The following is a 26482-nucleotide window of genomic DNA, read 5'->3' as shown; positions in this document are numbered from 1 at the left end:
CCTTCATAAAACTCACCGGACTGGCATTCCTTACTACCAACCAATTTGATTGCGGTTGTTCGTTATCGGAGCTTGCAGAAGACGATCGCACATACAGATCCTTCAGCAGCCAACAACTACCCAATAATATCAGCTTACAGCTAATAACCGTGACTGATGACTCTTGATTAACAAATATCGATAGTCATCGGTTAATTATTTGATTGACAATTTTTATAAAATCTGGTATTTTATCCATCTCTCAGTAAATCAGAAAACAGCGCGCAAGTCTTCTCCAACATTGTTGTAACAGCCGGAACAATATTCCCCTTTAAAACTTCTAAACAATCAAACTAACTCAGTTAGGACAGGGGAGCATAAAAAAAGGTTTTTGTCAATATTCAATTTAGGTGAAAGTTAGGGGCGATCCTCTTCAAGGGCTTCGCCAACGACTCTCATCCGCAGCGGCAAAAGATCGATCGCTGCTGCGGTTGGTTTGTGATATGAATTTGATGTGTGCGTGTACCAGGAGAATTTGAAAGTGGAACTCTATAAAGAACGGAAACACCAGATAGTTTTTGCAGATTCACAAGTTAAAGATTGCGAAAGTTTAACAGAAACGGTCAATCCCGATACAGAAGTTGTTATTCTGAAAGCCGATCGCGACGGCATCGAGCAAATCGCCGAAACACTTAAACTGCGGCAAAACATTGCAGCCGTCCACATTTTGTCTCACGGCGCAGCAGCCAGCTTGCAACTGGGAGCAACAGAACTAAATCTCAGCAACATTGAAACCTACCGCAATTATTTAGAAACATGGTTTGCTTTGCCAACAACTGAGGCAAACTCTAACTCTCCAATTACAGCTAAAGCCGAAATTCTACTTTACGGTTGCAACGTCGCCACCACAGAAGCAGGTGTGGCTTTCGTCCAAAGGCTGAGCCAGCTCACGGGAGCAAATATTGCCGCTTCCGACAACTTGACCGGCAGTGCAACACTGGGTGGAGACTGGGTGCTGGAAGTGACTACGGGCAAAATAGAGACGGCTTTGGCATTTTCGGCTGAGGCGAGGGAAGCTTACAGCGCAGTTTTAGTCGCCACATTTGACGAACTGCGAGATGCGATAACTCTGGCTAACGCTTTGCCGAATGCAGACACGATTGCCATCACCGGCAACATCACCTTAGCCACCGGACAGGTTCTGCCCAGAATTTCCACCCCCATCACGTTTACCGGCGGCGGTTTCACCCTAAATTTCGGTAATAACCGGGGCTTTTTTGTAGACAGCGCGACTGCGCCAGTCAGCTTTTCCAACTTGACATTGACCGGTGCTCGAGCGCAAGGCGGTGCAGGTACGGGCGGCGGCGGCGGTGCAGCCGGCATGGGCGGCGCACTATTTATCAACAGCGGCGATGTCACAGTTAATAGCGTTACCTTCAATGGCAACAGCGCTACGGGCGGCGCTGGCAGCGCCCCCGTCGCTCTCGCCGCCGGAGGCCCTGGCGGCAACACCGACTTTGCAAGCCTGTTTCCCTTCGTTTCCGCAGGCGGCCCCGGTCAAGCAGGCCTCACCGGGTTGCAAAGCATCGGCCAGGCAGGTGGAACCGGCGGTACGGGCGGCAGTGGTGGCGCTGGCAGTGGCGGAGTGCCAGGAACCGGTCTTAACGGCGGAGTCGGCGGCGCGGGCGGTACGGGCGGCGCTGGTACCGGCGGGACTAACGGCGGAGCCGGCGGCGCGGGCGGCGCGGGCGGCCTCGGTGGCGGCCTCGGTGGCGGTGGCGGTGGCGGTGGCGCTGGCGGCTCCGGCGGCCCGCCAGGTTCGGGCACTGCAGGCGCTGGGGGCGCTGGGGGCGTTGGTGGCGCTGCCGGATTCGGCGGCGGTGGCGGCGCTGGCGGCGCTGGCGGTACCGGCAGTACCGCAGGTGCGACCGGCGGTGGCGGTGTCGGTGGCTTCGGTGCAGGTAGCGGCAGCGGTGCAGCAGAAGTACTGAGCACGACCCTCGGAGGTTTTACCCCAGGTGGCACTGGTAGCCCAGTCAGTGGCGGCGGCGGTGCTGGTTTGGGAGGCGCAATTTTTGTAAATGCTGGCAGTTTGACCCTGAACAACAGCACTTTGTTCAACAACACAGCAATAGGCGGCGATCCGGTCGGCCTGACCCCTACAGGCGGTGCTAGACCGGGCCTTGGGGCGGGTGGCGCGATTTTTGTCAACTTGGCCGCTAGTGCAACTCTCACTAACAACACCATTACGGCCAACAGTGCTGGTAACGATCCTGCTCTTGCTTACGGGGGGGGAATTGCTACTAACGGCGGTACTGTGAATCTCAGAAATTCGATCGTCGCAGGCAATACTGGTGGCGTCCGTCCCGACGTGTTCGGGACATCCTTCGCTGCCACCAGCACGAACAATTTGATCGGGGAGGTTGGCGATCCGAACAGTGGTAATCTCACCAATTTACCTGCCACCCAGGAACTGACCGTTCCTCTAGCAAATGTCATCGCCCCTACCCCAGGATTGAACCAGGCTACAGGCGTTCCCCTGACTTATGCTTTGGCTGACAGCACTGCCACCGTCACTAATCCGGCGATCGATACTGGGGATGCCACGGCTGTGGCTGCTGCTGGCGCGACGGACCAGCGGGGCGCTGGCTTTCCCCGGACGATCGGCACTGCTGTTGATATCGGTGCTTATGAATACGGCCCGATCGTCACAGGGGTTAAATTCAACGACTTTAACGGGGATAGCCTGCAAGGTGCCGCGGCGACTGAACCAGGTCTTCCGGGCTGGGTGATTTCTGTAGGCACGAAGAGCGCTACTACCGCAGCCGACGGCACTTACATCCTCCGCGACGTAAAAACCGATACTCCGATTACAGAAGCGCCCCCCGCTGGAACGCCTGCGACTGCTTGGGTGCAGACTGTCGGCCCGACTCCGGCAAATACGGGTATTGTTAATGTCACCGGTGCCAACTTCGGCAACTTCCAACGGACATCGATCGCAGGCAAAACCTACACCGATCTCGCGGGCAACGGCTTCACTCCCGACGACACCGTATTAAACGGCATCACCGTTAACTTATACAAAGACACCAACGCCAACGGCACACTAGAAGTCGGCACAGATACAGTTGTCGGCACTGCACAAACCACTGCGGGAGCTGGAGATTACACATTCTCGGAGATAGGCCCCGGCAATTACCTGATACAAGCCACTGCCCCAGCTAACTCCAGCATTTCTTTCCCCGCTGCCGCAATTCTCGTTAGTGCCCAAAGCGGTACTCCCGTCACCGATCAAAACTTCGGCGTTTTCCAAAACATCACCGTTAGCGGCACCAAATTCACCGACCTCACAGGCAACGGCTTCTCTGCTGACGACACCCCCCTCAACGGCACTACCATTCGCTTGTTCAAGGATACTAACGATAACAGCACTTTAGATAGCGGTGATGCGGAAATCGCCTCTCAAGTTACCGGAACAGCCCCAGCGGCTGCTGGCACTTATACCTTTCCCAACGTCGGCTCCGGTAGGCACTTTGTGAGAGAAGACGTACCGACTGGTTTCTCACAAACCGCCGGCCCGACTTTTTATCCAATTAACCCGGTCAGCGGCACAAACCTTACGGCTCGAGACTTCGGCAACTTCCAACTAGGAAAAATCAGCGGGATCAAATTTAACGATCTCAACAAAAATGGCATCCAAGATGCGCCAGCAGAACCACCGCTAGGAGGCTGGACAATCTACCTGGATGCCAACAATAACGGCACATTCGATGCTGATGAAGAAAGCGAAATCACGGATGCTACGGGTCAGTATGAGATCGACGACCTTACAGCCGGCACTTATACAGTGCGGGAAGTGCCACAAACAGGCTGGACGCAAACTGTGCCCCCCATCGATGCAGCTACGCCTACTCTTTCCGGGGCGTTTACGATCGCCGTCACTAGCGGTACCGATTCTCAAAACAACAACTTCGGCAACTTCAGGCCCAATAGCATCAGCGGTCTGAAGTTCAATGACCTCAACAACAACCGGGTACAAGATACTGGGGAACTAGGGCTTGCCAACTGGCAATTCTTCCTCGATACCAACGATAACGGCACTCTCGACACCGGGGAAGCGAACACCCTCACCGATGCCGCCGGTAACTACCAATTCCTCGATTTGTCAGCAGGAACCTACAAGGTGCGGGAAGTGTTGCAACCTACTTGGACGCAAACTACCCCCGACCCGGATGACATCACTGTCACCAGCGGTCAAGACATCACTAATATCAACTTCGGCAACTTCCAGTCGAGCACAATCAGCGGTCAAAAATTCAATGACCTCAACAGCAACGGCGTTAAGGATGCCGGAGAATTGGGGCTAGGTAACTGGCAAATATTCCTCGACAGTATCAATCCCGATGGCATCTTTCAGCAGGGCGAACCTACTACTATCACTGATGCAGCGGGCAACTACACTCTCCGAGATATACCCGCAGGTACTTACCAGGTAAGGGAAGTCCAGCAAAACGGCTGGACGCAGACGACCCCCAACCCCGCCCCCGTTACGGTTAATCCCTCCGATAACATCACGGGCATTGACTTCGGCAACTTCCTGCCCCAACCCGGGGCGATCCGAGGTCTGAAGTTCCAAGACACCAACAACAATGGCACTCAGGATGCTGGAGAACCCGGTTTAGCCAATTTCCAAATTCAGTTAACCAATGTCGTAGCTGGAACTGCTCCTGCGCCTGTTACTACTACCACAGACGACAGTGGCAACTACCTGTTCGCGAACCTAACGCCGGGAACCTACCGTGTCCGGGAAGTCAACCAAACTGGGTTTACCCAAAGCACACCCGAACCCGCCGATATCAACCTAACTTCGGGCGCTATTGTCACTGGCATCAACTTCGGGAACTTCCCAGCGCCGACGCCGACGCCGACTCCGCCGACACCACCGACACCACCGACGCCGCCGCTGCCACCTGTACCGACGCCGACTCCTGCTGCACCGACGCCGACGCCTGCACCTGCACCGACGCCGACGCCTGCACCTGCACCGACGCCGACGCCTGCACCTGCACCGACGCCGACGCCTGCACCTGTACCGACGCCGACGCCTGCACCTGTACCGACGCCGACTCCTGCACCTGTACCAACAGATTTGGTTTGCCCTGAGAACTTCCCCAGGATCGCTACTCCCAATGAGCCAGGCACTTCTTCAGCAGGTAATGTGATCAATGGCCCTAACGGCGACGATACGATCGTGGGTAGTGCCGGCAGTGACTCTATCTTCGGATTGGGCGGCAACGATTTGATCTTTGGTCGAGGGGGCGGTGACTACATTAATGGCAATACGGCCAACGATACTGTCTACGGAGGCATCGATAGCGATACTCTCTTCGGTGGCAAAGGCTTTGACCTCGTTTTTGGCGATCGCGGTAACGATACGATTTATGGCAATCGTGGCAACGACTCTCTTTCTGGCGACGAAGGCAATGACTTATTGTACGGGGGCAAAGCCGATGACGTAATTTTGGGAGGCGCTGGCGAAGATGTGCTATTTGGCGATCAAGGCAATGACACTCTCTGCGGCGATGACGGTAACAATACCTTAATTGGCGGCAGCGGTGATGATTTGCTATTTGGTGGTACTGGCGATAACTTGCTATTTGGCGGCCTGGGCAGCGATACCCTCGTCGGCGGCAGTGGCAGCAATGGCTTTGTCTTGTCAGCGAGCGGAGGAATTGACACGATTTTCAACTTCACCGCAGGAGTTGATTCGATCGGGTTGGTGGGAGGCTTGGACTTCAATCAACTGTCATTGACCGAAACTAATGGCTCGACGGCGATCGGGCTTGCCAACAGCGACCAGATTTTGGCTGTAGTGACGGGCGTACAGCCGAGCCAGTTATCGGCTCAGAGTTTTAGCTTGCTGGTTTAGTCCACTGGGAACAGTAGGGTGCGCACTGCGCACCTTACTCTTGCCTGGACAATCGGGAGCAAGGGAACCATATTCGTTCCCTTCTTTGGTCAAATTTGTTCGAGATATTTTAGCAAGTCGGCCATTTCTTGCGGACTCGGTTGAAACTGCGGCATGGGTGGGGTTTGCCCGCTGGTGACTTGCCGGATCAGATCGAATTCGGATTTGCGCTCGGACACTCCGTGCAAGTTGGGCCCGACTTGACTGTCTGAAACGGATATGTGACAACCCGCACAGTTCATTTGAAAGATGGCAGAACCCTGAAACGGGTTGCCCGTGAGGGATAGTACGCTTTTGACGTAAGGATCGGCGACTTGAAACTGACGAATTGCCAGCGTCGCCAAGATGATGGCAAGCAACACCGCTAGCGCAAATATGGCAAGTCGCTCGATCGGGTTTTTAATTTCATTCCTGGCAAGTTGGTTATTCAAAGGAGTTCAATTAAAAATAGTATCTACAAGAAAATTTATTTCTCATAACATAGCTTAATCGTTCGCAGCGGGGAGAGCAAGATCTAATACTCCCGGAAGGGCGTTTTTTGGAAAATTCATCTGTGTAAGTGCTGGTAATATTAAAAATAGGTTGTTAAATCTTAACGTTAAGGAGATCTCATGGTAGAACCGCTGCTTTCAGGTATTGTTCTGGGTCTAATCTTTGTTACTCTGTCGGGGCTGTTTTTTGCTGCTTATCAGCAGTACAAGCGCGGCGATCAGTTGGGTATCAATAAGTAAAAGGCTTGTAGGGGCGGTGCCTTGAGTGCCCGCCCTGCCTTGAGTGCTCCCCGACTCATCCGTGTATCCGTGTCCAAATCCGTGTTGTGCTGTTCGCCTTTGTTCGTTAAAGATATCGATCGAGAATAGCAGCAGTTTCCAGGCCGGTTTTTTCCCAGCTAAATTGTTTTGCTCTGGCTAAACCGAGCTCCCGCAAGTGCGATCGAACTTTGGCATCGACTGCAACCTCTTGCATAGCAGAGGCAATTTCCTCGACGCTGTAGGGATTGACTAACCAGGCGCCGTCCCCCGCCACTTCTGGCATTGAAGACAGGTTAGAGGTGATGACAGGAGTGCCACAGGCCATTGCTTCGAGCACGGGGAGGCCGAATCCTTCCCAAAGGCTGGGAAAAACCAGCGCAATCGCTTGGTTGATGACTTTGGGCAAGTCGGCTGCGGGGAGGTAATCTAGGAATTTTACTCGATCGACCAATCCCAATTCTTGAACCTGCGCCTTCAACAGCGGCGTATAGCGTTTGTCTTCCGAACCTGCTATCCACAATTCGTACTCGGAATTCTGCTGCAAAGCAGCAAACGCTGCTACCACTCGCTGCACATTTTTATATGGATTGTGGCGGCCGATATAAAGAAAATAATTGCTTGTTGGTAAGTCTAAAAAACGGAAAAAACTGGTATCGTATCCGGGAAAAATTGGCGTAATTAAATTAGTAGGAATATTGCAAAAATTAGCGATATCTTTGGCAGTTGATTCAGAGTCGCAAATGACGTGTTCAGCCTGTCGCAGCACTTGGGGAATGTAGTAGCGGTGGTAAGGTGTCAGAGGATCGAAGCGGCGGGGAAATCGCAGCGCTATTAAGTCATGCACTGTAATTATATAGCGGCAACCTGCAAATAAAGGAGCTTCTGGAATTGGGGAAAATAACAGGTTAGATTTTAGCTGCTTGTAAATTTTGGGAAGTTGAGTTTGTGTCCACAGCAATCGGTTGATGTGTCCTTTGCTTCCTTGTTCTGGTGTTAGATTGGCGGGGATTGGGTAGCAGTTGTTATTGGGAAATTTTTCTGCTGTTAGTAATGTGGGAGTGAGGGATTTTAGGTGGGGAAATAGGTTTTTGGCGTAGATGGCTAAACCGGTTGGTTTGGAAATTAGGAAGGAGAGGTTGATTAGTAAGTTAGATTGGGGATTGGGCATGGGATAATATGTAGATTGCGGTTTTTTGGTGGGAGTTTTTTTAACCGCAGAGGGCGCAGAGGACGCAGAGAGGAGAAAGGAAGAGAGGGAAGATTTAAAGGTATTGCTGTAATATGTTGGCGGTTGCTTTTCCGGTTTTGTTCCAGCTAAATTGAGATGATCTGGCTAAACTAGCAGTTTTTAAGTTCGATCGCACTTTTGAATCTGTGGCTAGTGTTTGCATGGCTTCGGCTATTTCTGGGACGCTGTAAGGATTGACTAATAATGCGGCTTCTCCGGCTACTTCTGGCATCGATGACAGGTTGGATGTGATGACGGGTGTGCCGCAAGCCATTGCTTCTAAAATTGGTAAGCCGAATCCTTCCCAAAGTGTAGGGAAAACTAGGGCGATCGCCTGATTCATCAGTACGGGCAATTGAGAATAGGGAACGTAACCGAGAAACTTTACCAAAGATTGTAAACCTAATTGTTCAACTTGTGCTGTCAACAGCGGCGTGTAGGCATTGGGAGGCCCTGCTAGCCACAATTCGTAATTTGCGCGATCGGGCAAACTCGCAAATGCAGCAATTAATCTTTCCAAGTTTTTGTAAGGATCGTGTCTGCCGGTATAAAGAAAATAATTTTTGGCTGGCAAGTCGAGATATCTAAAATTAATATTATCGCAAGCTAGGGGAATGGCGGTCATCTTTTTAGGCAGAATTTGGAAAAAGTTAGCAACATCTGTCGCCGTTGATTGAGAATCACAAATAATGTGCTCTGCTTGCCGCAACACCTGCGGAATGTAGTAGCGAAAATAAGCTGTTAAACGAGAAAACCGTCGTGGAAATCGCAAAGGAATTAAATCGTGAACTGTGACGATGTAGCGGCAGCCGGAATACAAAGGTGCTTCGGGAATAGGGGAAAATATCAGGGTGGAATGCAAGTTTTGGTAAATTTTTGGTAACTCAAACTGAGTCCACAGCAGCCTGTTAATTTGTCCTTTCGGGCCGCGATTTGGTGTCAGAGTTTCGGGAATTTGATAGCAAGTATAATTTTCAATTTGCTGGGAAGCGAGTAATGTTGGTTCTAGCTGTTGCAGTTGCGGGAAAAGATTAGCGGCGTAAGTCCCGATTCCCGTTGGTTCGGGTGTTAAGAAGGACAAATTGATTAACAGTGAATTAGACATGATTTTAGATATCCGGCGACTGGAAGTCGCAACTACACATACAAAGTCCGCCTGCGCGGACTGAAGAAAACGGTAATAAAATCGACTTTGATATTAGTCCTATCCAAGAGGACTTTAGCTTTTGGCTAGGGGTTTTAAGCCCTGGTGGACTATTTAATTCGCCTTTAAGTTCGATCGAGCATTTGAGCTATATCGGCAGGATTTGGCAGCCGAATTGTAGCATATTCTTGGTGAATAATCTCAAAAAAACTCTTGACTTTTGCCTCGAAACGTGCCAGCCTAAAGTTCTGACTGCGTTGCTGTGCACCAGCTTGAAGTTCTGCTAGCAAATCGGGACTAACAATTAGTTGATGTGAATGCTGGCACAGTTCCTCAACGGTATTGAACAAAAAGCCCGATCGCCCATGTTCGACAATTTCTGGTTGGCCGCCGCCGTTGAAAACAATCGGAGCACAACTATTTTGCATTGCTTCGACAGTCGCCATCCCGAAATGTTCAAATCTTTGAGGATTGACTTCACCCAAACCGCAGGCGTGCCAAAATATACTCGCTCTAGCATAAAGCGATTTTACCTGATCAAAGTCAGCATTGACTTTTAGCTCGATCGCCCTTGAATCTTGCTTCAATAAATTCTGAACCGTCTTTAAATAAGGATTTTTCGGAATGCTACTTCCGGCTAAAATTAGCCGCCATCCTTGAAATTCTTCGGGATAATCTCTTAGCAAACTGCGGAAAGCTGTAATTAGTTCAATTTGCTTTTTTGTTCCCCCAGCTTCAAATTGTCCCACAGCCAAAATTACTTTTTCTTTCGGCACTTTAACTGTTGCCATTTCCACGGGCGGATAAAGCAGAAAAGTGGGCTTTAAGTTCCAGCGTTTCTCCAACCACTTGACGGTAAATTGACTGTTGGCAATAATGAAAGTGTAGTCATCGACAGCAAAGTGACGGTTGCGGAAGGTATTGGGAAAGTGGCAGAAAAATATTGAAATTGGCGAGAGTGGCTTGACTTTTTCCAGTTGGTTCGCGTTGATGAAAATATCGTAGTTTTTGCTTTCTATGGCAATTTCATCAAAGGGATTTTCCATATCTTCCACAATGATGCTGGAATCGATGCACTGCATTCCGCGTTTCTCGTAAAACGCCAAGGGAATAATTTTAATTTTGCATCCTGAAAGGTTGAGTCCGTACCACGATTCTAAGTCGGAAATAGCAACTGCTTTGTTGGCGATAAAAGTAATCTCAAATTCATTTTGTAGCAGCGAGGCGAGGGTAGCGACGTACTTTTGACCGCCCCCGATAAAATGCAGTCCGTGATCGTAAATGGCGATCGACATTTTGCGATCGCCCCGAACCACCTGTAAGCGAGACAAAATACGATCGATCTTCATCCGACTGTAAATCACCGCCAACTTTTCCGACAACTGTGGGATTACAGTTTGGATAATTTCTGGTTTCTGATAATCTATAAGTTTTTTAATCGCTACAAATAAACTCTCGAACAGCAAATCGTACTGCTTATGGGTAAAAAAATCAGAAGTATGAATTGAAGAAACTAATTGCAAAGGTTCGTGTTTCGCCAAATACAAAAACCGATTTCGATTGCAGAAATACTCGGTGAGTTTGCTTCCTTTACTCGATCCCCGATACTCGTGATGGGCGATAGCTGCGGGAGTATAAAGCATTTTCCAACCGCGTTTGTGGCAGCGTTTGGCAAACTCTACATCCTCAAAATACATGACAAAGTCTTCATCTATTGGCCCGACATCTTCCAGACATTCTCTCCTAAAAAGCACCGCCGCCCAACAAAGCCCTTCGACTTCTCCTTCTGTATCGTACTGTCCCGCATCTTTCTCGCCAAAGCCGACATCTCGCCAATAAAAATTAGGTAATTGCTGAATACCTGCGCTGTTAATTCGCCCGTCTTTAAACAACAATTTGCCGCTAATCGCACCTACTTTTTTATTAGTTTCTAGCCGTTTTACAAGAATCTCTAACCAGTGACTGTCGAGGGTAGCATCGTTATTGAGAAACCCGATATATTGCCCTTTTGCTTCGCTGATGCCGAGGTTGAGGGCTTTTGCAAAGTTGTTGGCAGAGTTGACAAAAATCCGAACTTTTGGAAATAGTTCGCGCAGGGAATTAACGGAATCGTCTTTAGAACAATTATCAATTACAATTAAGTCAAGTTGCGATTCGGGATACGCAAGTTTTTGTAGAGATTTTAAGCAATCTTTCGTGTGGCGCAGACCGTTATAGTTGACTATAATTAACGAGCATATGGGCAGTGCAGTCATTCGATTTTAGATTTTAGATTTTAGATTTTAGATTTTAAATTGAGTAATTGAAAGATTGAAGAATTTTCGCTTTTCGATTTGGGATTTGGGATTTTAGATTGAGGAATTGAAGAATTTTAGATTTTTGATTGAAGCATTGAAGCATTGCTCTCGCGAATAAATCTGTGACCTTGTGACCAAATTATTGTGGGTCATCTTTGATGCTTTATTGTTGTCGATCGAGCAATTGAGCGGTAATCTTCTCTAAAATAGCAGTATGTTGCTGCTGCACTGCTTTAATTTGCTCTATTTCCGACTGAAAAGCTGCGATCGCCTTTTGTTGAGTCTCAAGCTGTGCTGTAACTTCGGGAGATGCGCTGCTGAAGTCGGATTGAATTTTTTTCTCTAGAGTTTGCTGATTTTCTTGCAATTTTTGCAATTGAATGCTCAGTGTTTGAACTACGCGGGTATTAGCGAAATTGTAAATAACTTGGCGTTCGAGTACGGGTCTGAGCAATTTTCGGACTATTTTCCTAACTGCAATTACTGCGGAACCAAGCCGCCTTTGGTAAGAGGTAATGGGGATGTTATAAATGTCGAAACCCGCCTTTAAAAGGGCGATATCTTCGTCATCTTCATCTCTGGCGATCGCACTATTTTCTGTTCCCAAAATAGGTTGCTCAGCAATACCAATTCGCGGCTCCAAAGTTTGTCGCAATTTATGTATTATCTGTTGAGTTGGTATTTCTTCGGACTGCAAACTTTCCTCTCCTTTAGATAACTTACTAGGGCTTATTATGGAACAGGCATCTTTCCTGTTTCAATCATTGTAACTAATTGTGAACAGGCAGCTTTGCTGTGTGAATAATTGTAATTAATTGTGGAACAGGCATCTTGCCTGTTCCACGGCGGGCAGGATGCCCCACCCTACTCCCCAAGAAAATTTATCTCTTGTTAAATCAGGATTATTGCTTCCGATATTGGCAATATCTCAATTTAAGCTAACTCAATTTGACTGTCATCACCAATCAGAAACCGCAGAGCTTTTGGACGAGCCGGCGCATTGGTTAGTTGAGCTCGCTGCCCGATCACGCTGTCAACAATTCGTTGGTGAATGCCAAGTATTTTCGCCCCTTGCAATATTACACTGTGTTCGATATCAGCATCAATCATCGTCACGAGATCGGCAATACTGCTGTAAGGCCCGATAAAGCAATTTTCAATGCGGCAATTTTCCCCAATTACCACCGGCCCGCGAATTGTAGAATTAATGACCTCCGTTCCTCCCCCTATTTGCACTCGCCCGATAATTTGACTTTTGGCGTCTACTTTTAATTCAGTTGAAGCTACGATACGGCTATCTAAAATGATTTGGTTTGCACTCAGCAAATCGTCTTTTTTCCCCGTATCCAGCCACCAACCCTCTAAATTGCAGGCTTCTACGTGCTTTTCCTGATTGATAAGCTGTTGAATAGCGTCTGTAATTTCCAGTTCGCCACGGGCAGAGGGTTGAATTTGATCGATCGCCTCGTGAATAGTAGGAGCAAAAAAGTAAATTCCCACCAGTGCTAAATTCGATGGCGGAACTTGTGGTTTTTCTACTAACTCCAAAACTCTTCCTTTTTCATCAACTGTTGCCACACCGAAAGCTGAGGGATTGGGAACGGGACGCAGCAAAATCAGAGCGTCTAGTTTCTGCTTGTTAAAACTCTCTAAAAACGGATCTAACTGATTCTGAATTAAGTTATCTCCTAAATACATAATAAACGGAGAATCGCCCAAAAATGGTCGGGCAACTTTTACCGCATGAGCGAGTCCCGCCGGCTTTTCTTGCAAGATATAAGTAATTTTGGCACCGAAGCGAGATCCATCTCCTGTTTTCGTCTTCACCTCTTCTCCGGTTTCGGGACTAATAATAATCCCAATATCCGTAATCCCAGCCGCCACAATTCCTTCAATTCCGTACCACAGTATCGGCTTATTTGCTACAGGAACCAACTGCTTAGCACCCGTATAGGTGAGGGGACGCAAGCGTGTTCCTTTGCCGCCAGAGAGGATGAGTGCTTTCATTGTGAACTCTGAGTTATCCTTTAGGGTTTGCGGTGCTGGCTTGAGTTGCCTGCACTTGTTCGCTCTTGTTGATTTTAAAGCACCGCTACCCCGCTGGCAATAGTTGTCGTGTCTTATGATACAAATGATTTATGCCGATCGAGCTTTTATAGTCCTGGACGCATAGAGTGTCAGAAACCAGGTTTTTTGCCGAAGAAAGCACCTAAAATATGAGGTTTTTTGTCAATAAACGCGGTTTCTAAAGGTTGCGAGTGCGCCAGTTCAGATTTAATTGCGTACCGTTTTAATAGCGGCCGTATCGGGCGATAAATTGACTACCACTATTGTTTTGATTTGTCAACCAAGCCCACATCTGATCCCCCAGAGAAAAATGCCACCATTCGTTAGGATGTTGCTGAAAACCCGCAGCTATCATCGCATTTTTTAAGATTTGCCTGCGACGGTGATATTGCTGTTCTGGTTTGCGAGCTCTATTACCAAAATAATCTGGATAAGAACGTTCTGATATTTCATCAATCCGAGAACCCATATTAATTTGCCGATTATTTTCATCCGCTAAAGTTATATCTAAAGCAGCACCTGTACTGTGAGGGGGAGGCGTCGCGCGATCGAGGCTCGGTACTGCCCAAAATTGATATACGTGTTCTATAATCACTTGGCGTTTGTCTTCTGAAACTGGAAATTTGCAGCCTTGAGCTAAAGCAATTTGATTAAAAGTATAATCCACCATAAATTGCTGGACTTCCACCGGCCGATAAGCGTCAAATATCAGAATTTTCCACTTGGGATGATTTTGTTGTAACTGGGTTTGAGCGGCGATTAAACTATCTACCACTCCTTGCCGCAAATAGTAAGGCGAATCTGCTTTGCTGTTGTCATAGGGAGCCCCCAACTTTTGATAAGGGTGTGGAATTTCAAAGGCAAAATGTTCGGGTGGAATAGGGACTAAAGGTTCGCCACATTCGTCGATTGCTATTTGCTGATATGCTTTCATCTCAAGGTGTTACCCTACTTTATAATTACTGATAAACTACAATACAAAGTATGTGCTTTTCACTTGAGTCAGCCGCGCTGCAAATAGCAAAGCAGCTAGAATATCCTCATGTTTTGACACTCACTCGGCCTGAAGGCGCGAGGATTCTTAAGATGTTTCCAACTTAATATCCCTGTTTCCAGGGTTCCCAAACTCCTCACGTTTGCTCAATCGAGCGTGAGGATATCTTTTGGGCGTTTAGGCGCTAACGCCAGGTTTCGCGGAGTCCCCGCGTACCAAATTCAAAGCTCGAGCGCGAATAGTTTTTGCTGCACCGATATCGGCGTGTTCGTGGTATCCGCATGAGCGTGCAGATGAACTTTTCGCCGTCTCGATTAGACTTATCGATATGACCGCAGTTTCGGCATTCTTCGCTGGAGTGTTTGGGATTAATTTTAATTGCGACCTTTCCTTGCTTTGCAGCCAGATACTCGATCTTCAAAATTAATTCGCCCCAACTGGCATCAGAAATAGAACGGTTTAGCCCCTTCTTTCTTGATTGCCCATTTTTCAGGAATCTACCTGTTTTTTCGTCAATCTTTACTCTACACCGACGCATCATGCCGGAAATATTCAAGTCTTCCAGGGCAATCGCGTCAACGCGACGGGAAACTATTTTATTAGCAACTTTCCATTGGTAAGCTTGGCGTTTATCGCTAATTTTATGATGTAAAAGCCCTAGTTTTTTAGCCGCTTTCTTGCGGTTATTGCTCCCTTTTGCTTTTCTAGTAACCCGCCTCTGCCTGATTTTTAAAGTGCGTTTAGTTTTTTTGGTGGTTGAGAACTTGGGATTTTCAATTTGAGATCCATCTGAGAGATGGACTAATTTCGTAATTCCCATATCGCAGCCAATGACTTTAATGACACCCTTAAGAGGTTTTGTCGTGTAATCAGGGATAGACTTATCCTCGATACGGATAGATACATACCAGCCATTTTCGCGCCTCCTCACCGCACAAGCTTTAATGGTAAAACTACCAAAAATTGGGCGCGATTTATGAAAACGCATCCAACCCAACTTTGGCAAGTAAATTTTATTACCCTGTATTTTTACCCCCATCACAAAAGTGAAAGAAGTAAAGTTACTGCGGTTTTTAAATTTAGGAAAACCACGCCCCTCAAAGAAATTTTTGTAGGCAGTGTCTAACCGTTTGACGTTCTGCTGTAGAACTGTTGAATCTATCCCTGCAAACCAGGGTCTAGCTGCTTTCAGTTCGGGCAAAGCGGTGATTTGAATGTCACCTGGGTTGCGTCGAGGGTTTTTGACTTTCCCATCTTTATCTGTTTTGCTTGTTTTCCAAGGCTCTCCGGTTGCACCGTTTTTACTGACACAACTGGTCAAGGGGCAGGCTTCACTTTTTGTCCTAATGTCGCAATAGTTACCTTGAATGAACTGTTGACTATATTGAGTGATTCTGTCACTGAGACACCAGTTGAAATGGCTTCGTAACATATCGACCCAATTGGACATTTTTAAAGTCTGTGTTTGATTTGGGCGCAACTTGTATACATAGTTTGTTAACAAGTTTAACTCCTCCTTTTTGAGCTACTGTTAGTATATTGTAGGACAACGTTCTATCTGATGTTGTCACATATCTTTATGGAAAAGATTCAATGTTTTTACTTCTGCTAACAAAGCCGTCCTATAAGGACGGGGTTTTAGACCCAATTTCTGTGATAAATCGTCATAGTCATCTATAATTTCTTTAGAATTCATACCATAACTGAGTAATTCAAGAATCGACTCTACTAGATATCGGAGACCCCGCCTAAAGGGTTTTCCGTGACCGATATTTGGAGCGATTGTGATGCGCTGCAAAAGTTAGTTTTCCATATTTTAGGAGCAAATATTAAATATATCCTAACCTAAAGAGCGTAGCTTTCGATCAGTTTGTAGTAAGGACTTTAGTGCTTTCAATTTCCACCTAAAGTCCTAAAGTCCTTACTGCCAAAAAATCCTAACTTTGGCGGTAAGCAACTACCGCATAAAACGGATCGCCGCTTGGTATTCGTAGCATTTGCATAAAACTCGGCAAGTTAGGCTTGCGAACAATTACTTCCGGCTTGCTAAATCCGGGTATATTCGCTCCTTTGACAGAATCAAAGTAACCCTTGACTAATTCTACCCGATCGCCCTCCGAACCTTCCCGCCAAGCCGCGATCGCCTTTTGATAAAACATCCGGTTGGAAAAACTCATAATTGCTACGCCCCCCGGCTTCAAAATCCGGTGAATCTCGGCAAAAACCGCATCCGGGTGCTGCAAATACTGTACCGAAACGCAGTTGACAACCGCGTCAAATTCTGCATCCGGCAGTGGCAATTTGGGATTTGCGTTCAAATTCTGCACAAAATAATGATTCAGCCTGCGATTTTTTGCCAACTCCTCTTCATTCATGCCGTGCCCTTCGACATGGGCAAATTGCATCTCGTCGGGCAAGTGAGAAACCCAACTGCTCATCATATCAAAAATCCGAGTATTCGGTTTCAGCCGTTCCCGATATAAATCGGTGAGTTGCTGAATGAATCCATCGTCTACATGAGTCACAAATCGGGGAGCGGAATAGAACAAATTGTCGTCGGTGTCGTCTAACTTGGTGCGTTGGTCGGGTGGAAGCAACATAAATTCTGATTGCAAACTAGATTTACTCTTTCTAGTTTAAGAACAATAAGAATTGTTAACATATCCGGCAGAGGGCGGATTCCCGGTTTTAGCGTAGCAGTCGATCGCCAAAAAAACTGCTGGCATCCTTTGGGCTAACCGCTTTTCCCTGGCTGGTGCTGCTTGTGGCAACAAGACGGTTTGCCGACTTCCAGCATTGGCGACAAACTGCAACAGGTAGGCGGGACGCTGAAAGGCGCGATCGCATGAAAGAAAGAGGCCTACGGACAAATCGGCCACAAATCCGTTGAAGTCTGGCAGCGGGTGCCGCCGGGAACTGCGTTAATGGCGATCGTCAGTAACGATTTGTGGGTAGTTCCTAACTTCAAAGAAAAGCAATTGGCAAACATGAAACCAGCCGAAAAAGTAGGAATCAACTTAGATGCTTTTGGCGGTCGCAAGTTTGAGGGTCGTCTCGATAGTTTCTCCCCTGCTTCTGGCGCTCAATTCTCCTTATTGCCTCCCGATAATAATGCTACGGGCAATTTCAACAAAGTTGTGCAGCAAATTCCGGTAAAAGTTGTGTTTGATGCCGAAAGCATTAAAGGCTATGAATCGCGGATTGCACCGCGGATGTCTGCCACAGTAAATGTTGAACTGAAATAAGGGAAAAACACGGATGTTGACACGGATACACGGATGAACTTAGAAGTCGGGCATTTGATTTGTGTCGGTTAAGGGCGACTAACAGGAGAAATCCCTGACTTTTTAGAACAGTTTGAGAAGTTTGATCTGTGGGGGATTGGATTTGTTTCGGTTAAGCGCGATCGCGCTTGCAATATCATCTTAGAAAGTTAGGGATATGGTAGTGAAAACAAAACCTAAATCTCGTCCACCAGCTCAAACACGGGTTGTTGCTTTGTGATGAGTGGCGATCGATTCAAATCGGAAAAATTTTATTGCCAAAAAAACAACTATATGGTATACTAGAAGATTGTGAATATTAATCAAAAGTAAAGTAACAAGCCGGGAGAAATCAAAATGACACAGCAAACCCTGCACGGAACCAGCCGCAAAAGAAAAAGAACATCCGGTTTTCGCGCCAGAATGCGTACCGCAACCGGTCGATTGGTAATCAAAGCTCGCCGCAGCAAAGGTCGCCACCGCCTCGCAGTCTAGCACTGCATCAAGGTAGAGAGGCCTCAACGATCGCCCTACGCCATGTTGCCCGAGACAAACCGACTTAAGCACCGAAAAGACTTCAGCGCCGTATACCGCAAGGGAATGCGCCGTAACTCGGCCCATTTCAGCTTAAGAGCTCTGCGTAAACCAAAAAGCGCCGAATTAAGCAAACCGACAGCCGAAAAATCCTTGCAGCCCACTCGCACAGGCATTTCCATCAGCCTGAAAGTCAGCAAACGCGCTGTAGTCCGCAACCGGATTAAGCGTCAGATTCGGGCAGCTTTACGACAGCTATTGCCCCGATTAAAATTCGGGTGGGATTTAGTAATTGTCGTGCGTCCGATCGCACAAGAGTGCAATTATGCAGAAATTCTGCAAGAATTAGAGCAGTTGTTGGTAGAAGCCGAGGTACTAGATGGGAATTCGAGAGGAAGTATATTATGAAGGCGGCCCCGCGCCGGGAGACTTGATCCTCAATTTACTCCTGGGGCTGACTGTGGTGGGAATCCCCCTAGCAGTAGGAGCAATTGTCCGGGCTCTGTGGCTGCGGTATCGGATCACGAGTCGCCGAGTGTCCGTAACTAGCGGCTGGATGGGGGGCGATCAAACAGACGTTATCTACTCAGATATAGTCAAAATCGTCACAGTACCTCGCGGTTTCGGGACTTACGGAGACATGGTGCTCACCATGAAAAATGGCAGCCGCTTGGAACTCAGAGCTATGCCGAAATTTCGAGCAATGTATGACTACATTAACGAAAAACTGCCCATAGCAGCTCAAAAAGCAAACGCGACCCAAGCTAAATAACCGCACCGCTTTCACCCTGATTAGAGGCCCAATTCAGTGCGAGTATTGGCAAACTCATTACAACAAACCCGCAGACTGGGCGGTCGATCGACGGGCCATGTCCTAAGATAGAGACAAAACCCTAAAAATTGAGGCGGCTCGCCTTCAGCGGGTAAAAATAGTTCTCAACAGCAAACATAGAGCACCTAAATTAACTCAAAGCGAATGGATTTCGGTATCTCGTTTCTCTCCAACAACCTCATGCTCCCGATCCTAGATTTTTTCTACGGGATCGTGCCAAGCTACGGTTTAGCGATCGTAGCTCTGACGCTTGTGATTCGCTTTGCTCTTTATCCTCTCAATGCAGGCTCTCTTCGCAATATGCGGCGCATGAAAGTAGCGCAGCCATTGATGAAAGAGCGAGTAGATCAAATTCAAAAACTCTATAAAGACAATCCTGCCAAACAGCAGGAGGAAATGAGCAAAGTATACAAAGAATTTGGTAATCCTCTAGCAGGATGCTTCCCGTTGGTGCTGCAAATGCCAGTGCTGTTTGCACTGTTTGCAACGCTCCGGGGTTCGCCGTTTTCTGACATAAATTACAGCGTCAATGTTCAAGTTTTGCCGAAAGAACAAATCGAAAATGTTCAACCGCAAGCTTTTGCTACACCGCCACAAAATATTTACGTCACAGGTACTTTTCATGCTCCTGTTGTGGGCGTAATTCCAGGCGGCGACAAACTCGCAGTCGGCGACACAACCAAAATTAATTTTCAAACCCCAGAGGGCAAACCTCTCAAAGTTTTAGCTGCAGAAAATAAGAGCGAAATCGAGTTTGAACCCGGCTGGAAAGTCATCAAAGGCGAAGAAATCGTCAAGGTAGATGAACAGGGCAACATCACGGCATTAGCGCCCGGTGAAGCCACAGTTCAAGGCACAATCCCCGGATTGGCTGCTAACAAAGGATTCCTGTTTATTGAAGCTCTAGGTCGCGTGGGCGCGATCGACTCAGACGGTACAATCCACTGGGATATTTTGGTAATGATCCTGGGCTTCGGCATCAGTTTGTACATCAACCAAACTCTTTCAGGACAAGCACAAGGGCCAAACGACAACCCCCAGCAGGCTACAGTCAACAAACTGACGCCAGTCATATTTTCAGGGATGTTTTTGTTCTTCCCGCTGCCCGCCGGCGTGTTGATGTATATGCTGATTGCTAACATCTTCCAAACAGTTCAATCGTTTATTTTGTCGCGAGAACCGCTGCCCGAAAACTTGCAAAAAATAGTAGACGAAGCAGAGGCGAAAACCAAAAAAGATCAGGGATTAGATGCCCTTCCCTTTGAGCCAAAGCGTGCCAAGAAAAAGGCTTGATTTTAACAACAATGAAAGACTCTCAAATGCAGCGCGGACAGGCATGGTTAGAAGAATTGCTACAACTGTCCGCAATTCCTTCAAAAGTGGTATGCGAACAACAAAAAGATTGCTATTGGATGACCATAGATGAAAGCAATCTGACTCGAGAACAAGTTGCAATCTTAGTCGGGCCAAACGGTAATGTAATAGATGCCATTCAATACCTATGTAACACGGTTCAGAATATAGGTCAGGAAGTAGAGGAGTCCATTCCTTATACAGTTGAACTAAATGGCTATCGCATCCGCCGCCAAGAGGAATTGCGATCGATGGCAGAGTACGCAGCAGATCAAGCCCGATCGACAGGAGTTGAAGTTGAAATAAAATCGCTGTCTTCGGCAGAACGCCGTCAAGTCCACAGCTTTTTGAGCGAATGTGAGGATATAGAAACTTACAGTCAAGGACAAGAACCCGATCGCCGTTTGGTAGTGCGGCTGCGCTGACGCTAAAGAAGGAAGAAGGAAGTTCGGCAACGAGCAATGTACGGGATGTAACGGATGTAACGGATGTCAGTCCGAAGTTCGTCGGAAGAAGGAAGAAGGAAGAAGTTAAAAAATTAACTATTCCTTTTGACCTTTGAATTCAAGAAGTAGGAAGGCAAAAGATTATGGAGACAATTTATATCCCTCATCTACTCACAAAAACAGAGCGGAAAGAGGTCATTGATTTTGAAGAATTTATCCCCGATTTAGAAACTCTTACTCCGGTGCGAGGACGACTGCAAGTGGCTCACCAAGGAAATTATCTTGAGGTGAAGGCGAAAGCAGAAACAATAGTTACTCTTACCTGCCACAGATGCTTGAAACAATACAATCATCGTTTGGCACTCAACTCATCGGAACTAATCTGGCTCGAAGAAACAGCAAATCAAACAGATTCAAGTTCAGCAGAAATAGAAGTTGCTTTAGAAGATTTGGTGGAAAATTTGTCCCCAGGTGGCTATTTCTCTCCGGGCGATTGGGTGTACGAGCAAATGTGTTTGGAACTGCCGCACAAACAGATATGCGATACTGAATGTCCGGGAATTTCTTTAACTGATGATGCAAATACAGAAAGCTCAGAAACAATCTCAGACAGTCGCTGGGCGTCTCTGGAAGCACTTAAACGGCAATTGCCTTAGTCAGTTGAATAATAACTAATGACTATTTTTAGCGACGAGTTTGAACTACTGCTGCGATCGCGCTACCCCCTAATTTACATTCCCACACGGGAAGAAGAGCGCGTAGAAGCGGCGATCGCCCAATCCGCCAAAAAACAGGGTTCTCGCGCTGTCTACATCTGGGATTTTGTTGACGGCTACCAAGGTAATCCCAACGATACCGGTTTTGGCAAGCGCAACCCCCTCCAAGCTTTAGAATTTCTCGAAAAGTTACCTGCCTCCGCCCCGGCAATCTTTATTTTGCGAGACTTTCAGCGGTTTTTGGAAGATGTCTCGATTTCCCGCAAGCTGCGGAATTTGGCGAGACTCCTCAAATCTGTACCCAAAAATATTGTCATCGTATCTCCTATAATTTCGATCCCAGAAGACCTCAGCGAAGTGATGACTGTTTTGGAGTTTCCCCTGCCTGCGGCGGCGGAAATCAAAATTGAGGTGGAAAGGCTGTTAGGGGCTACCGGACACGCCATTGAAGGGCGTTTGCTGGACGAAATGGTGCGCTCCTGTCAAGGATTGTCGATCGAACGAATCCGCAGAGTTTTGGCAAAGGCGATCGCCACCAGAGGCGAACTCCATCCCGACGACGCGGAACTGATTTTAGAAGAAAAGCGCCAAACAATTCGCCAAACTCAAATTCTGGATTTTTACCCAGCCCGGGAAAATATCTCCGATATCGGCGGTTTGGACAATCTCAAAGAATGGCTGCTGCGGCGCGGCGGTGCTTTTACCGAACGAGCCCGCCAATACGGTTTGCCCCATCCCAGAGGTTTGTTGTTAGTAGGAATTCAAGGAACCGGAAAATCCTTAACAGCAAAGGCGATCGCCCACCACTGGCATTTGCCTTTGCTGCGGTTGGATGTCGGGCGCTTGTTTGCCGGATTAGTCGGGGAATCAGAATCCCGCACCAGGCAAATGATTCAGCTAGCGGAAGCTTTGGCCCCCTGCGTGCTGTGGATTGACGAGATTGACAAAGCTTTTGCGGGATTAGACGGTAAAGGAGATTCCGGGACAACCAGCCGGGTGTTCGGGACTTTTATTACTTGGTTGGCCGAAAAAACTTCGCCGGTGTTTGTGGTAGCAACAGCCAACAACATCCAGTCTTTGCCACCAGAAATGCTGAGAAAAGGCAGGTTTGACGAAATATTTTTTGTGGGTTTGCCCAGCCAAGAGGAACGGCGGGCGATTTTTGAGGTACATTTGTTGCGGTTGCGATCGCACAGCATCAAAAATTACGATGTAGAGCGCTTGGCTTATGAAACTCCCGATTTTTCAGGGGCCGAAATCGAGCAAACTTTGATTGAAGCCATGCACATTGGGTTTAGCCAAAATCGAGACTTTACGACAGATGATATTTTAGAATCAGCTAGTCAGATGGTGCCCTTAGCCAGAACGGCTCAGGAACAAATCCAGTTTCTCCAAGATTGGGCCGCTGCTGGAAAAGCTCGCCTTGCTTCTAGATACGGCAGTTTGAGCCGCCGGATTCAGGGGTAAGCTTTTGAAGTCAGTAGTCAGTAGTTAGTAACCAGTTGTCAGTTGGCAGTTACCCGATTTTACTCAACATTCAACATTCAACACTCAACATTCAACCTTCTCCCCTCTCTCCTTCTGCCTCCTGCCTTCTGCCTGACATCCGTTACATCCGTTACACAATCCGTTGCCGAACTTCCTTCATTTGCGGTTTTATGAACAGTGTATATAGCGTTTTCAAATTTTTAGTGGGTTTTTTGCTAGCGATCGTCCTGATGGCAGGTGCTAGCGTGGCTGCTGCACTTTACTTTGCCGCTAAGCTAACTACTATCCCCGAAAAACCTGTTTTTTCCAACGACAAAACACCAGCTCAGGTTGCGGCCGCTGCGCCGAAGTCAACAGCCCAGGCTAGCCCGGTTTCTACATCTAGCGATGCCCCGTCTCCCAAACCGCTGGAACCGGGAGCTTACCGCGCCATGGTGACTCAGCCGATCGGCTTAATTCTCCGGGATACTGGTAGCCGAGACTCGAATCGCATAGGCGGTGTTGGTTACAAGGAAAGAGTCGTAGTTTTGGAAGAGTCGCCCGACAAAGAGTGGCAGCGAATTCGGATTGAGGATGACAATCGCGAAGGTTGGGTCAAAGGCGGCAATACTGAAAGAATTGAGGGCGAATAGGACTTAGACAAAAAATATACTCCTCTGATTGTGAAGGCAGCGAAGCAAGCGTCGTGTGCAGGTTGTTTACCAACCCCGGTTTTTTTCCTGTCTCTGATTCCCAATATCTACATACCTATTTATAACAAAAAGTCAAGTTAAATTTATTTAAGATATTTGAGATTGCAGTTTGATGCGCTGAGACTGCGGGTGCGAGATCCCCTGCAAAATCCTGAATTTGAGATAAAAGACCAGCAGACAAAAGGTTTCAAGAGCTAAAACTCCACAGAAAAACTCAAAAATACATCATCCTAACTTAGGTTATTCAGGAGAGTATGTTAAGAAAATTAGCAAAATTTTAAGGTTAGTTGCAAAACCCAGGCTGTTGTCACCGCCGCAGAGACAAGAGTGGTAGCTTGGATTACAAGATGTAAGTTTTCAGCTTAACAGCTACCAACAATAAAAAATATGTACGACAAACGTCCCGATCGAGATTTGGCGACTGCTGCTGTTACTGCGGCTTTGGGAGCTGGGGTCGTTACCTCTTTTGCGGTGAGCAGAGGTCAAAACCCGCTAGTAGCCATCGCAATTACTATTTTTGCAGCGGGAGTAGCTGTAATTTGCGATCGGTTCGGCTTAATTTAAGCGAGCGTCGATTTTTTAATACAAAGTCAACTTATCAAAAAATCCCCGCCCTATTTGCAACTAGCAAAAGTGGGGATTTTTAGTGGCTAGTTTTTTGGTTAATCAGTGGTACTTTCCCAGACGCACTCGCCACATGAAGAAGCCACGTTTCTTAAGAAAAAACCTGGGATTTCAGGCTCTTTACCCGACAACAAATTAAGGTGATGACAACCGGTGCGCAAGTCTTGTGGTAATTTCTGCAGCAGGCAGATAAAATATTAGCCAGCACTACCGCAGAACTTATTCTCTTTGGGCATTAAAGACTAAGACTATGCCTGCAAACTTTTTTGCTGAGTCTCGCGCCTGTAGAAGCAGCGATGCTATCTTGGTTATTACCTGTAATTATTTTTGACGATAATTTTTTAGAAAAACGGGTGCTTCGCGCTTTCCAAGTAAAACTTAGCGTTGGTAGAATCCAACCCAAGCGTACCCAAAATCATTTTTGGCCTTGCTCAAACAACCCATCGACAATTTCACACTAAAAAATTATGGAATCTCTTGCTTACCTCGAACTTGCTCTTGTCTGCGAAGCACCCGCCGAGTCTAAAATGGGTGAGCGACTGAAGTGGAAACATCTATCGAGTCAGACTTATGTCGGTTTGCTGTCTCTGGCTTTGATGCTGTCGGTTTTGAGTGCAGCCGGTTCGGCTTTTGCTCAAATAGATCCGGTTTATCCGAATGTGCGAGCGGTTCAAGACAGATTGCGGGAGCTCGGCTATTTTCCCAGATCTTCGACAGGTCAACTTGGCCCGGTTACTCAACAAGCTCTGAGTAACTTTCAGCGAGACTATCAACTGTCGCGGACTGGCAGGCCCGATCGAGCTACTGTGATAGCACTCAACAGTTTGGCCGGGGACGATCAACCTTTTAATACTATTTATACAAATTATCGGGAGCTGCGTTTTGGAGACGCGGGTGCAGGTGTTTCTGCTCTCCAGCGCAGGTTGAAGCAGCTAGGCTACTTCAGCGCGCATCCTACAGGGAGTTTTCGCGAAGTTACTCTCCATGCGGTTAGATACTTCCAGCGAATTAATCGACTGCGGGTGACGGGAGTTGCCGATAGGCAAACTTTAGCTTTGCTGTTTGGTTCCACCCGGCCGATTCCCCCCGTTACGCTTCCAGGGAATATTTCAGGAAATGGCGGTTGCAAGGGGCTGCGGTTCGGGGACAGAGGGGCGACGGTAGACTTGATCCAGCGACAATTAAAAGCTTTGGGCTATTTTGAAGGTGGCGTTGACGGTAAGTTTCGGGAACGCACTCTCTACGCTGTGACTCGTTTTCAGCAAGATTACAATCTGGTTTCTGACGGCTGCGCTGACACTGCTACTTTGACTGCTATAGATGCCCAAATGAGGCAAGCTGAAATTACCTCATGGACTGAGGAAGACGACCAACAGAGTAATGCCGGAGATTTTCTGGAGTTGGGCGACAGAGGCCGACAAGTAGAATTTGTCCAGCGGCGGCTGCAAGAATTGGGTTATTACAGGAGCCAGATCCACGGTTGGTTCGATCGACCAACTCAAGCAGCTTTGATCCGCTTTCAGCAAGATTGCGGGATGTTCGGGACTGGGAGGGTGGATCGCAGCACTCGATCGGCTTTGTGGCAAGGCAGCAGGCAGGCAGCAGCGCCTGTGCCGCAAATCGCCACTGGTCTGCGACGGAGCGATACTGGGCCGGCTGTCCGACAACTTCAGTCTTCGCTCAGAAGTTTGGGCAAAAACCCCGGCCCGGTGAACGGAGTATTTGGAGCCGAGACCGAGTTTGCGGTGCTGTCGTTTCAGCAGGAACGCAATTTGTCACCGGCGACGGGTATTGCCACTCCGGCGACTTTGGCGGAGCTCCAAAACGGATTAGCTGGGCGGTTAGCTGTTCCTGCTGTTCCAATTAGCAGCAGTTTCAACTCTCGATCGAGCATTCAGCAATTACAAAGGCGGCTGCAAGACCTTGGCTTTTACACAGGCTCGATCAGCGGAGTTTTCGATGGTTCGACGAGAGACGCCCTCGATCGAGCTCAGCGCAGTTACGGGGTCAGCAGCGACGATTTGTTGAGCCAAACTTTTTAGCCCCAGCCTTGCGGACGCTACATCAAAGAAATCGGGTTTCTGGTGTCCCACTCCTTCCTGAAA

General features: G+C 47.7%; 24 protein-coding genes. 13 read left to right on the top strand and 11 right to left on the bottom strand.

What is annotated here, in order from left to right; genetic code table 11:
* The first annotated feature begins 520 nt into the window (after window positions 1-520).
* Window positions 521-5908, top strand: a complete 5388-nt coding sequence (locus QUB77_RS03960; RefSeq protein WP_333170166.1) for a DUF4347 domain-containing protein — start codon at window positions 521-523, stop codon at window positions 5906-5908.
* A gap of 89 nt (window positions 5909-5997) precedes the next feature.
* Here QUB77_RS03960 and QUB77_RS03955 read toward each other — a convergent pair whose 3' ends face one another.
* Window positions 5998-6378, bottom strand: a complete 381-nt coding sequence (locus tag QUB77_RS03955; protein WP_333170167.1) for a c-type cytochrome — start codon at window positions 6376-6378, stop codon at window positions 5998-6000.
* A gap of 180 nt (window positions 6379-6558) precedes the next feature.
* Here QUB77_RS03955 and petG point away from each other — a divergent pair, with 180 nt between their 5' ends.
* Entirely contained in the window at window positions 6559-6678 is a 120-nt protein-coding gene (gene petG, locus QUB77_RS03950) for a cytochrome b6-f complex subunit V (protein ID WP_015174208.1), read from the top strand.
* A 106-nt stretch (window positions 6679-6784) separates the two neighbouring features.
* Here petG and QUB77_RS03945 read toward each other — a convergent pair whose 3' ends face one another.
* The 10 genes from QUB77_RS03945 to QUB77_RS03900 all read right to left on the bottom strand — a co-directional run bounded on the left by QUB77_RS03945 (window position 6785) and on the right by QUB77_RS03900 (window position 17299).
* Entirely contained in the window at window positions 6785-7867 is a 1083-nt protein-coding gene (locus QUB77_RS03945) for a glycosyltransferase family 1 protein (protein ID WP_333170168.1), read from the bottom strand.
* A 94-nt stretch (window positions 7868-7961) separates the two neighbouring features.
* Complete coding sequence (locus QUB77_RS03940; RefSeq protein WP_333170169.1) at window positions 7962-9032, bottom strand: glycosyltransferase family 1 protein; 1071 nt, start codon at window positions 9030-9032, stop codon at window positions 7962-7964.
* Window positions 9033-9196: 164 nt separating this feature from the next.
* Window positions 9197-11326 (bottom strand): glycosyltransferase, encoded by a 2130-nt coding sequence (locus QUB77_RS03935; protein ID WP_333170170.1) that lies wholly within the window; start codon window positions 11324-11326, stop codon window positions 9197-9199.
* A 205-nt stretch (window positions 11327-11531) separates the two neighbouring features.
* Window positions 11532-12065 (bottom strand): hypothetical protein, encoded by a 534-nt coding sequence (locus tag QUB77_RS03930; RefSeq protein ID WP_333170171.1) that lies wholly within the window; start codon window positions 12063-12065, stop codon window positions 11532-11534.
* Window positions 12066-12301: 236 nt separating this feature from the next.
* Window positions 12302-13375, bottom strand: a complete 1074-nt coding sequence (locus tag QUB77_RS03925; RefSeq protein WP_333170172.1) for a glucose-1-phosphate thymidylyltransferase — start codon at window positions 13373-13375, stop codon at window positions 12302-12304.
* A gap of 283 nt (window positions 13376-13658) precedes the next feature.
* Window positions 13659-14369, bottom strand: a complete 711-nt coding sequence (locus QUB77_RS03920; RefSeq protein ID WP_333170173.1) for a M15 family metallopeptidase — start codon at window positions 14367-14369, stop codon at window positions 13659-13661.
* 244 nt (window positions 14370-14613) lie between these two features.
* Window positions 14614-15933 carry a transposase gene (locus tag QUB77_RS03915; RefSeq protein WP_333170174.1) on the bottom strand — a complete coding sequence of 440 codons (1320 nt, stop codon included), beginning with the start codon at window positions 15931-15933 and terminating at the stop codon, window positions 14614-14616.
* Between the two features lie 63 nt (window positions 15934-15996).
* Window positions 15997-16227, bottom strand: coding sequence for a DUF433 domain-containing protein (locus tag QUB77_RS03910; RefSeq protein WP_333170175.1), 231 nt, complete (start codon window positions 16225-16227; stop codon window positions 15997-15999).
* A gap of 139 nt (window positions 16228-16366) precedes the next feature.
* Window positions 16367-17029, bottom strand: a complete 663-nt coding sequence (locus QUB77_RS03905) for a class I SAM-dependent methyltransferase (RefSeq protein ID WP_333170176.1) — start codon at window positions 17027-17029, stop codon at window positions 16367-16369.
* A 36-nt stretch (window positions 17030-17065) separates the two neighbouring features.
* On the bottom strand, window positions 17066-17299 hold the full coding sequence (locus QUB77_RS03900; RefSeq protein WP_333170177.1) for a hypothetical protein: 234 nt from the start codon (window positions 17297-17299) through the stop codon (window positions 17066-17068).
* A gap of 33 nt (window positions 17300-17332) precedes the next feature.
* Here QUB77_RS03900 and QUB77_RS03895 point away from each other — a divergent pair, with 33 nt between their 5' ends.
* The 11 genes from QUB77_RS03895 (at window position 17333) to QUB77_RS03845 (ending at window position 26419) form a co-directional block, all read left to right on the top strand.
* Window positions 17333-17674: an HlyD family secretion protein gene (locus QUB77_RS03895; RefSeq protein WP_333170178.1), complete on the top strand. Its 342-nt coding sequence runs from the start codon at window positions 17333-17335 to the stop codon at window positions 17672-17674.
* A gap of 375 nt (window positions 17675-18049) precedes the next feature.
* Window positions 18050-18187 (top strand): 50S ribosomal protein L34, encoded by a 138-nt coding sequence (rpmH, locus tag QUB77_RS03890; protein ID WP_006632320.1) that lies wholly within the window; start codon window positions 18050-18052, stop codon window positions 18185-18187.
* 42 nt (window positions 18188-18229) lie between these two features.
* On the top strand, window positions 18230-18634 hold the full coding sequence (gene rnpA, locus QUB77_RS03885; protein WP_333170179.1) for a ribonuclease P protein component: 405 nt from the start codon (window positions 18230-18232) through the stop codon (window positions 18632-18634).
* Window positions 18606-18998: a PH domain-containing protein gene (locus QUB77_RS03880; protein WP_333170180.1), complete on the top strand. Its 393-nt coding sequence runs from the start codon at window positions 18606-18608 to the stop codon at window positions 18996-18998. Before rnpA ends, QUB77_RS03880 begins: the two co-directional genes overlap by 29 nt.
* A 204-nt stretch (window positions 18999-19202) precedes the next feature.
* On the top strand, window positions 19203-20351 hold the full coding sequence (yidC, locus tag QUB77_RS03875; protein ID WP_333170181.1) for a membrane protein insertase YidC: 1149 nt from the start codon (window positions 19203-19205) through the stop codon (window positions 20349-20351).
* An 11-nt stretch (window positions 20352-20362) separates the two neighbouring features.
* Entirely contained in the window at window positions 20363-20836 is a 474-nt protein-coding gene (locus QUB77_RS03870; RefSeq protein ID WP_333067524.1) for a R3H domain-containing nucleic acid-binding protein, read from the top strand.
* 164 nt (window positions 20837-21000) lie between these two features.
* Window positions 21001-21513, top strand: coding sequence for a YceD family protein (locus QUB77_RS03865; protein WP_333170182.1), 513 nt, complete (start codon window positions 21001-21003; stop codon window positions 21511-21513).
* 18 nt (window positions 21514-21531) lie between these two features.
* Window positions 21532-23040, top strand: a complete 1509-nt coding sequence (locus tag QUB77_RS03860; protein ID WP_333170183.1) for an AAA family ATPase — start codon at window positions 21532-21534, stop codon at window positions 23038-23040.
* A 191-nt stretch (window positions 23041-23231) separates the two neighbouring features.
* A complete protein-coding gene (locus QUB77_RS03855; protein WP_333170184.1) occupies window positions 23232-23693 on the top strand; it encodes an SH3 domain-containing protein in 462 nt (153 codons plus the stop codon).
* 447 nt (window positions 23694-24140) lie between these two features.
* Window positions 24141-24317 (top strand): hypothetical protein, encoded by a 177-nt coding sequence (locus QUB77_RS03850; protein ID WP_242724391.1) that lies wholly within the window; start codon window positions 24141-24143, stop codon window positions 24315-24317.
* A gap of 527 nt (window positions 24318-24844) precedes the next feature.
* On the top strand, window positions 24845-26419 hold the full coding sequence (locus tag QUB77_RS03845; RefSeq protein ID WP_333170185.1) for a peptidoglycan-binding protein: 1575 nt from the start codon (window positions 24845-24847) through the stop codon (window positions 26417-26419).
* The last annotated feature ends 63 nt before the right edge of the window (window positions 26420-26482 follow it).

Origin of the sequence: Microcoleus sp. AT9b-C3 (assembly GCF_036705485.1) — a bacterium.
Lineage (GTDB): Bacteria > Cyanobacteriota > Cyanobacteriia > Cyanobacteriales > Microcoleaceae > Microcoleus.
This window is presented reverse-complemented; position numbering and strand designations above follow the sequence as displayed.

Coding starts and splice junctions, on each gene's coding strand:
- petG (WP_015174208.1), top strand. CDS start 6,559: ATGGTAGAACCGCTGCTTTCAGGTATTGTTCTGGGTCTAATCTTTGTT.
- QUB77_RS03945 (WP_333170168.1), bottom strand. CDS start 7,867: ATGCCCAATCCCCAATCTAACTTACTAATCAACCTCTCCTTCCTAATT.
- QUB77_RS03940 (WP_333170169.1), bottom strand. CDS start 9,032: ATGTCTAATTCACTGTTAATCAATTTGTCCTTCTTAACACCCGAACCA.
- QUB77_RS03935 (WP_333170170.1), bottom strand. CDS start 11,326: ATGACTGCACTGCCCATATGCTCGTTAATTATAGTCAACTATAACGGT.
- QUB77_RS03925 (WP_333170172.1), bottom strand. CDS start 13,375: ATGAAAGCACTCATCCTCTCTGGCGGCAAAGGAACACGCTTGCGTCCC.
- QUB77_RS03920 (WP_333170173.1), bottom strand. CDS start 14,369: ATGAAAGCATATCAGCAAATAGCAATCGACGAATGTGGCGAACCTTTA.
- QUB77_RS03905 (WP_333170176.1), bottom strand. CDS start 17,029: ATGTTGCTTCCACCCGACCAACGCACCAAGTTAGACGACACCGACGAC.
- rpmH (WP_006632320.1), top strand. CDS start 18,050: ATGACACAGCAAACCCTGCACGGAACCAGCCGCAAAAGAAAAAGAACA.
- rnpA (WP_333170179.1), top strand. CDS start 18,230: ATGTTGCCCGAGACAAACCGACTTAAGCACCGAAAAGACTTCAGCGCC.
- QUB77_RS03880 (WP_333170180.1), top strand. CDS start 18,606: ATGGGAATTCGAGAGGAAGTATATTATGAAGGCGGCCCCGCGCCGGGA.
- yidC (WP_333170181.1), top strand. CDS start 19,203: ATGGATTTCGGTATCTCGTTTCTCTCCAACAACCTCATGCTCCCGATC.
- QUB77_RS03870 (WP_333067524.1), top strand. CDS start 20,363: ATGAAAGACTCTCAAATGCAGCGCGGACAGGCATGGTTAGAAGAATTG.
- QUB77_RS03865 (WP_333170182.1), top strand. CDS start 21,001: ATGGAGACAATTTATATCCCTCATCTACTCACAAAAACAGAGCGGAAA.
- QUB77_RS03860 (WP_333170183.1), top strand. CDS start 21,532: ATGACTATTTTTAGCGACGAGTTTGAACTACTGCTGCGATCGCGCTAC.
- QUB77_RS03855 (WP_333170184.1), top strand. CDS start 23,232: ATGAACAGTGTATATAGCGTTTTCAAATTTTTAGTGGGTTTTTTGCTA.
- QUB77_RS03850 (WP_242724391.1), top strand. CDS start 24,141: ATGTACGACAAACGTCCCGATCGAGATTTGGCGACTGCTGCTGTTACT.
- QUB77_RS03845 (WP_333170185.1), top strand. CDS start 24,845: ATGGAATCTCTTGCTTACCTCGAACTTGCTCTTGTCTGCGAAGCACCC.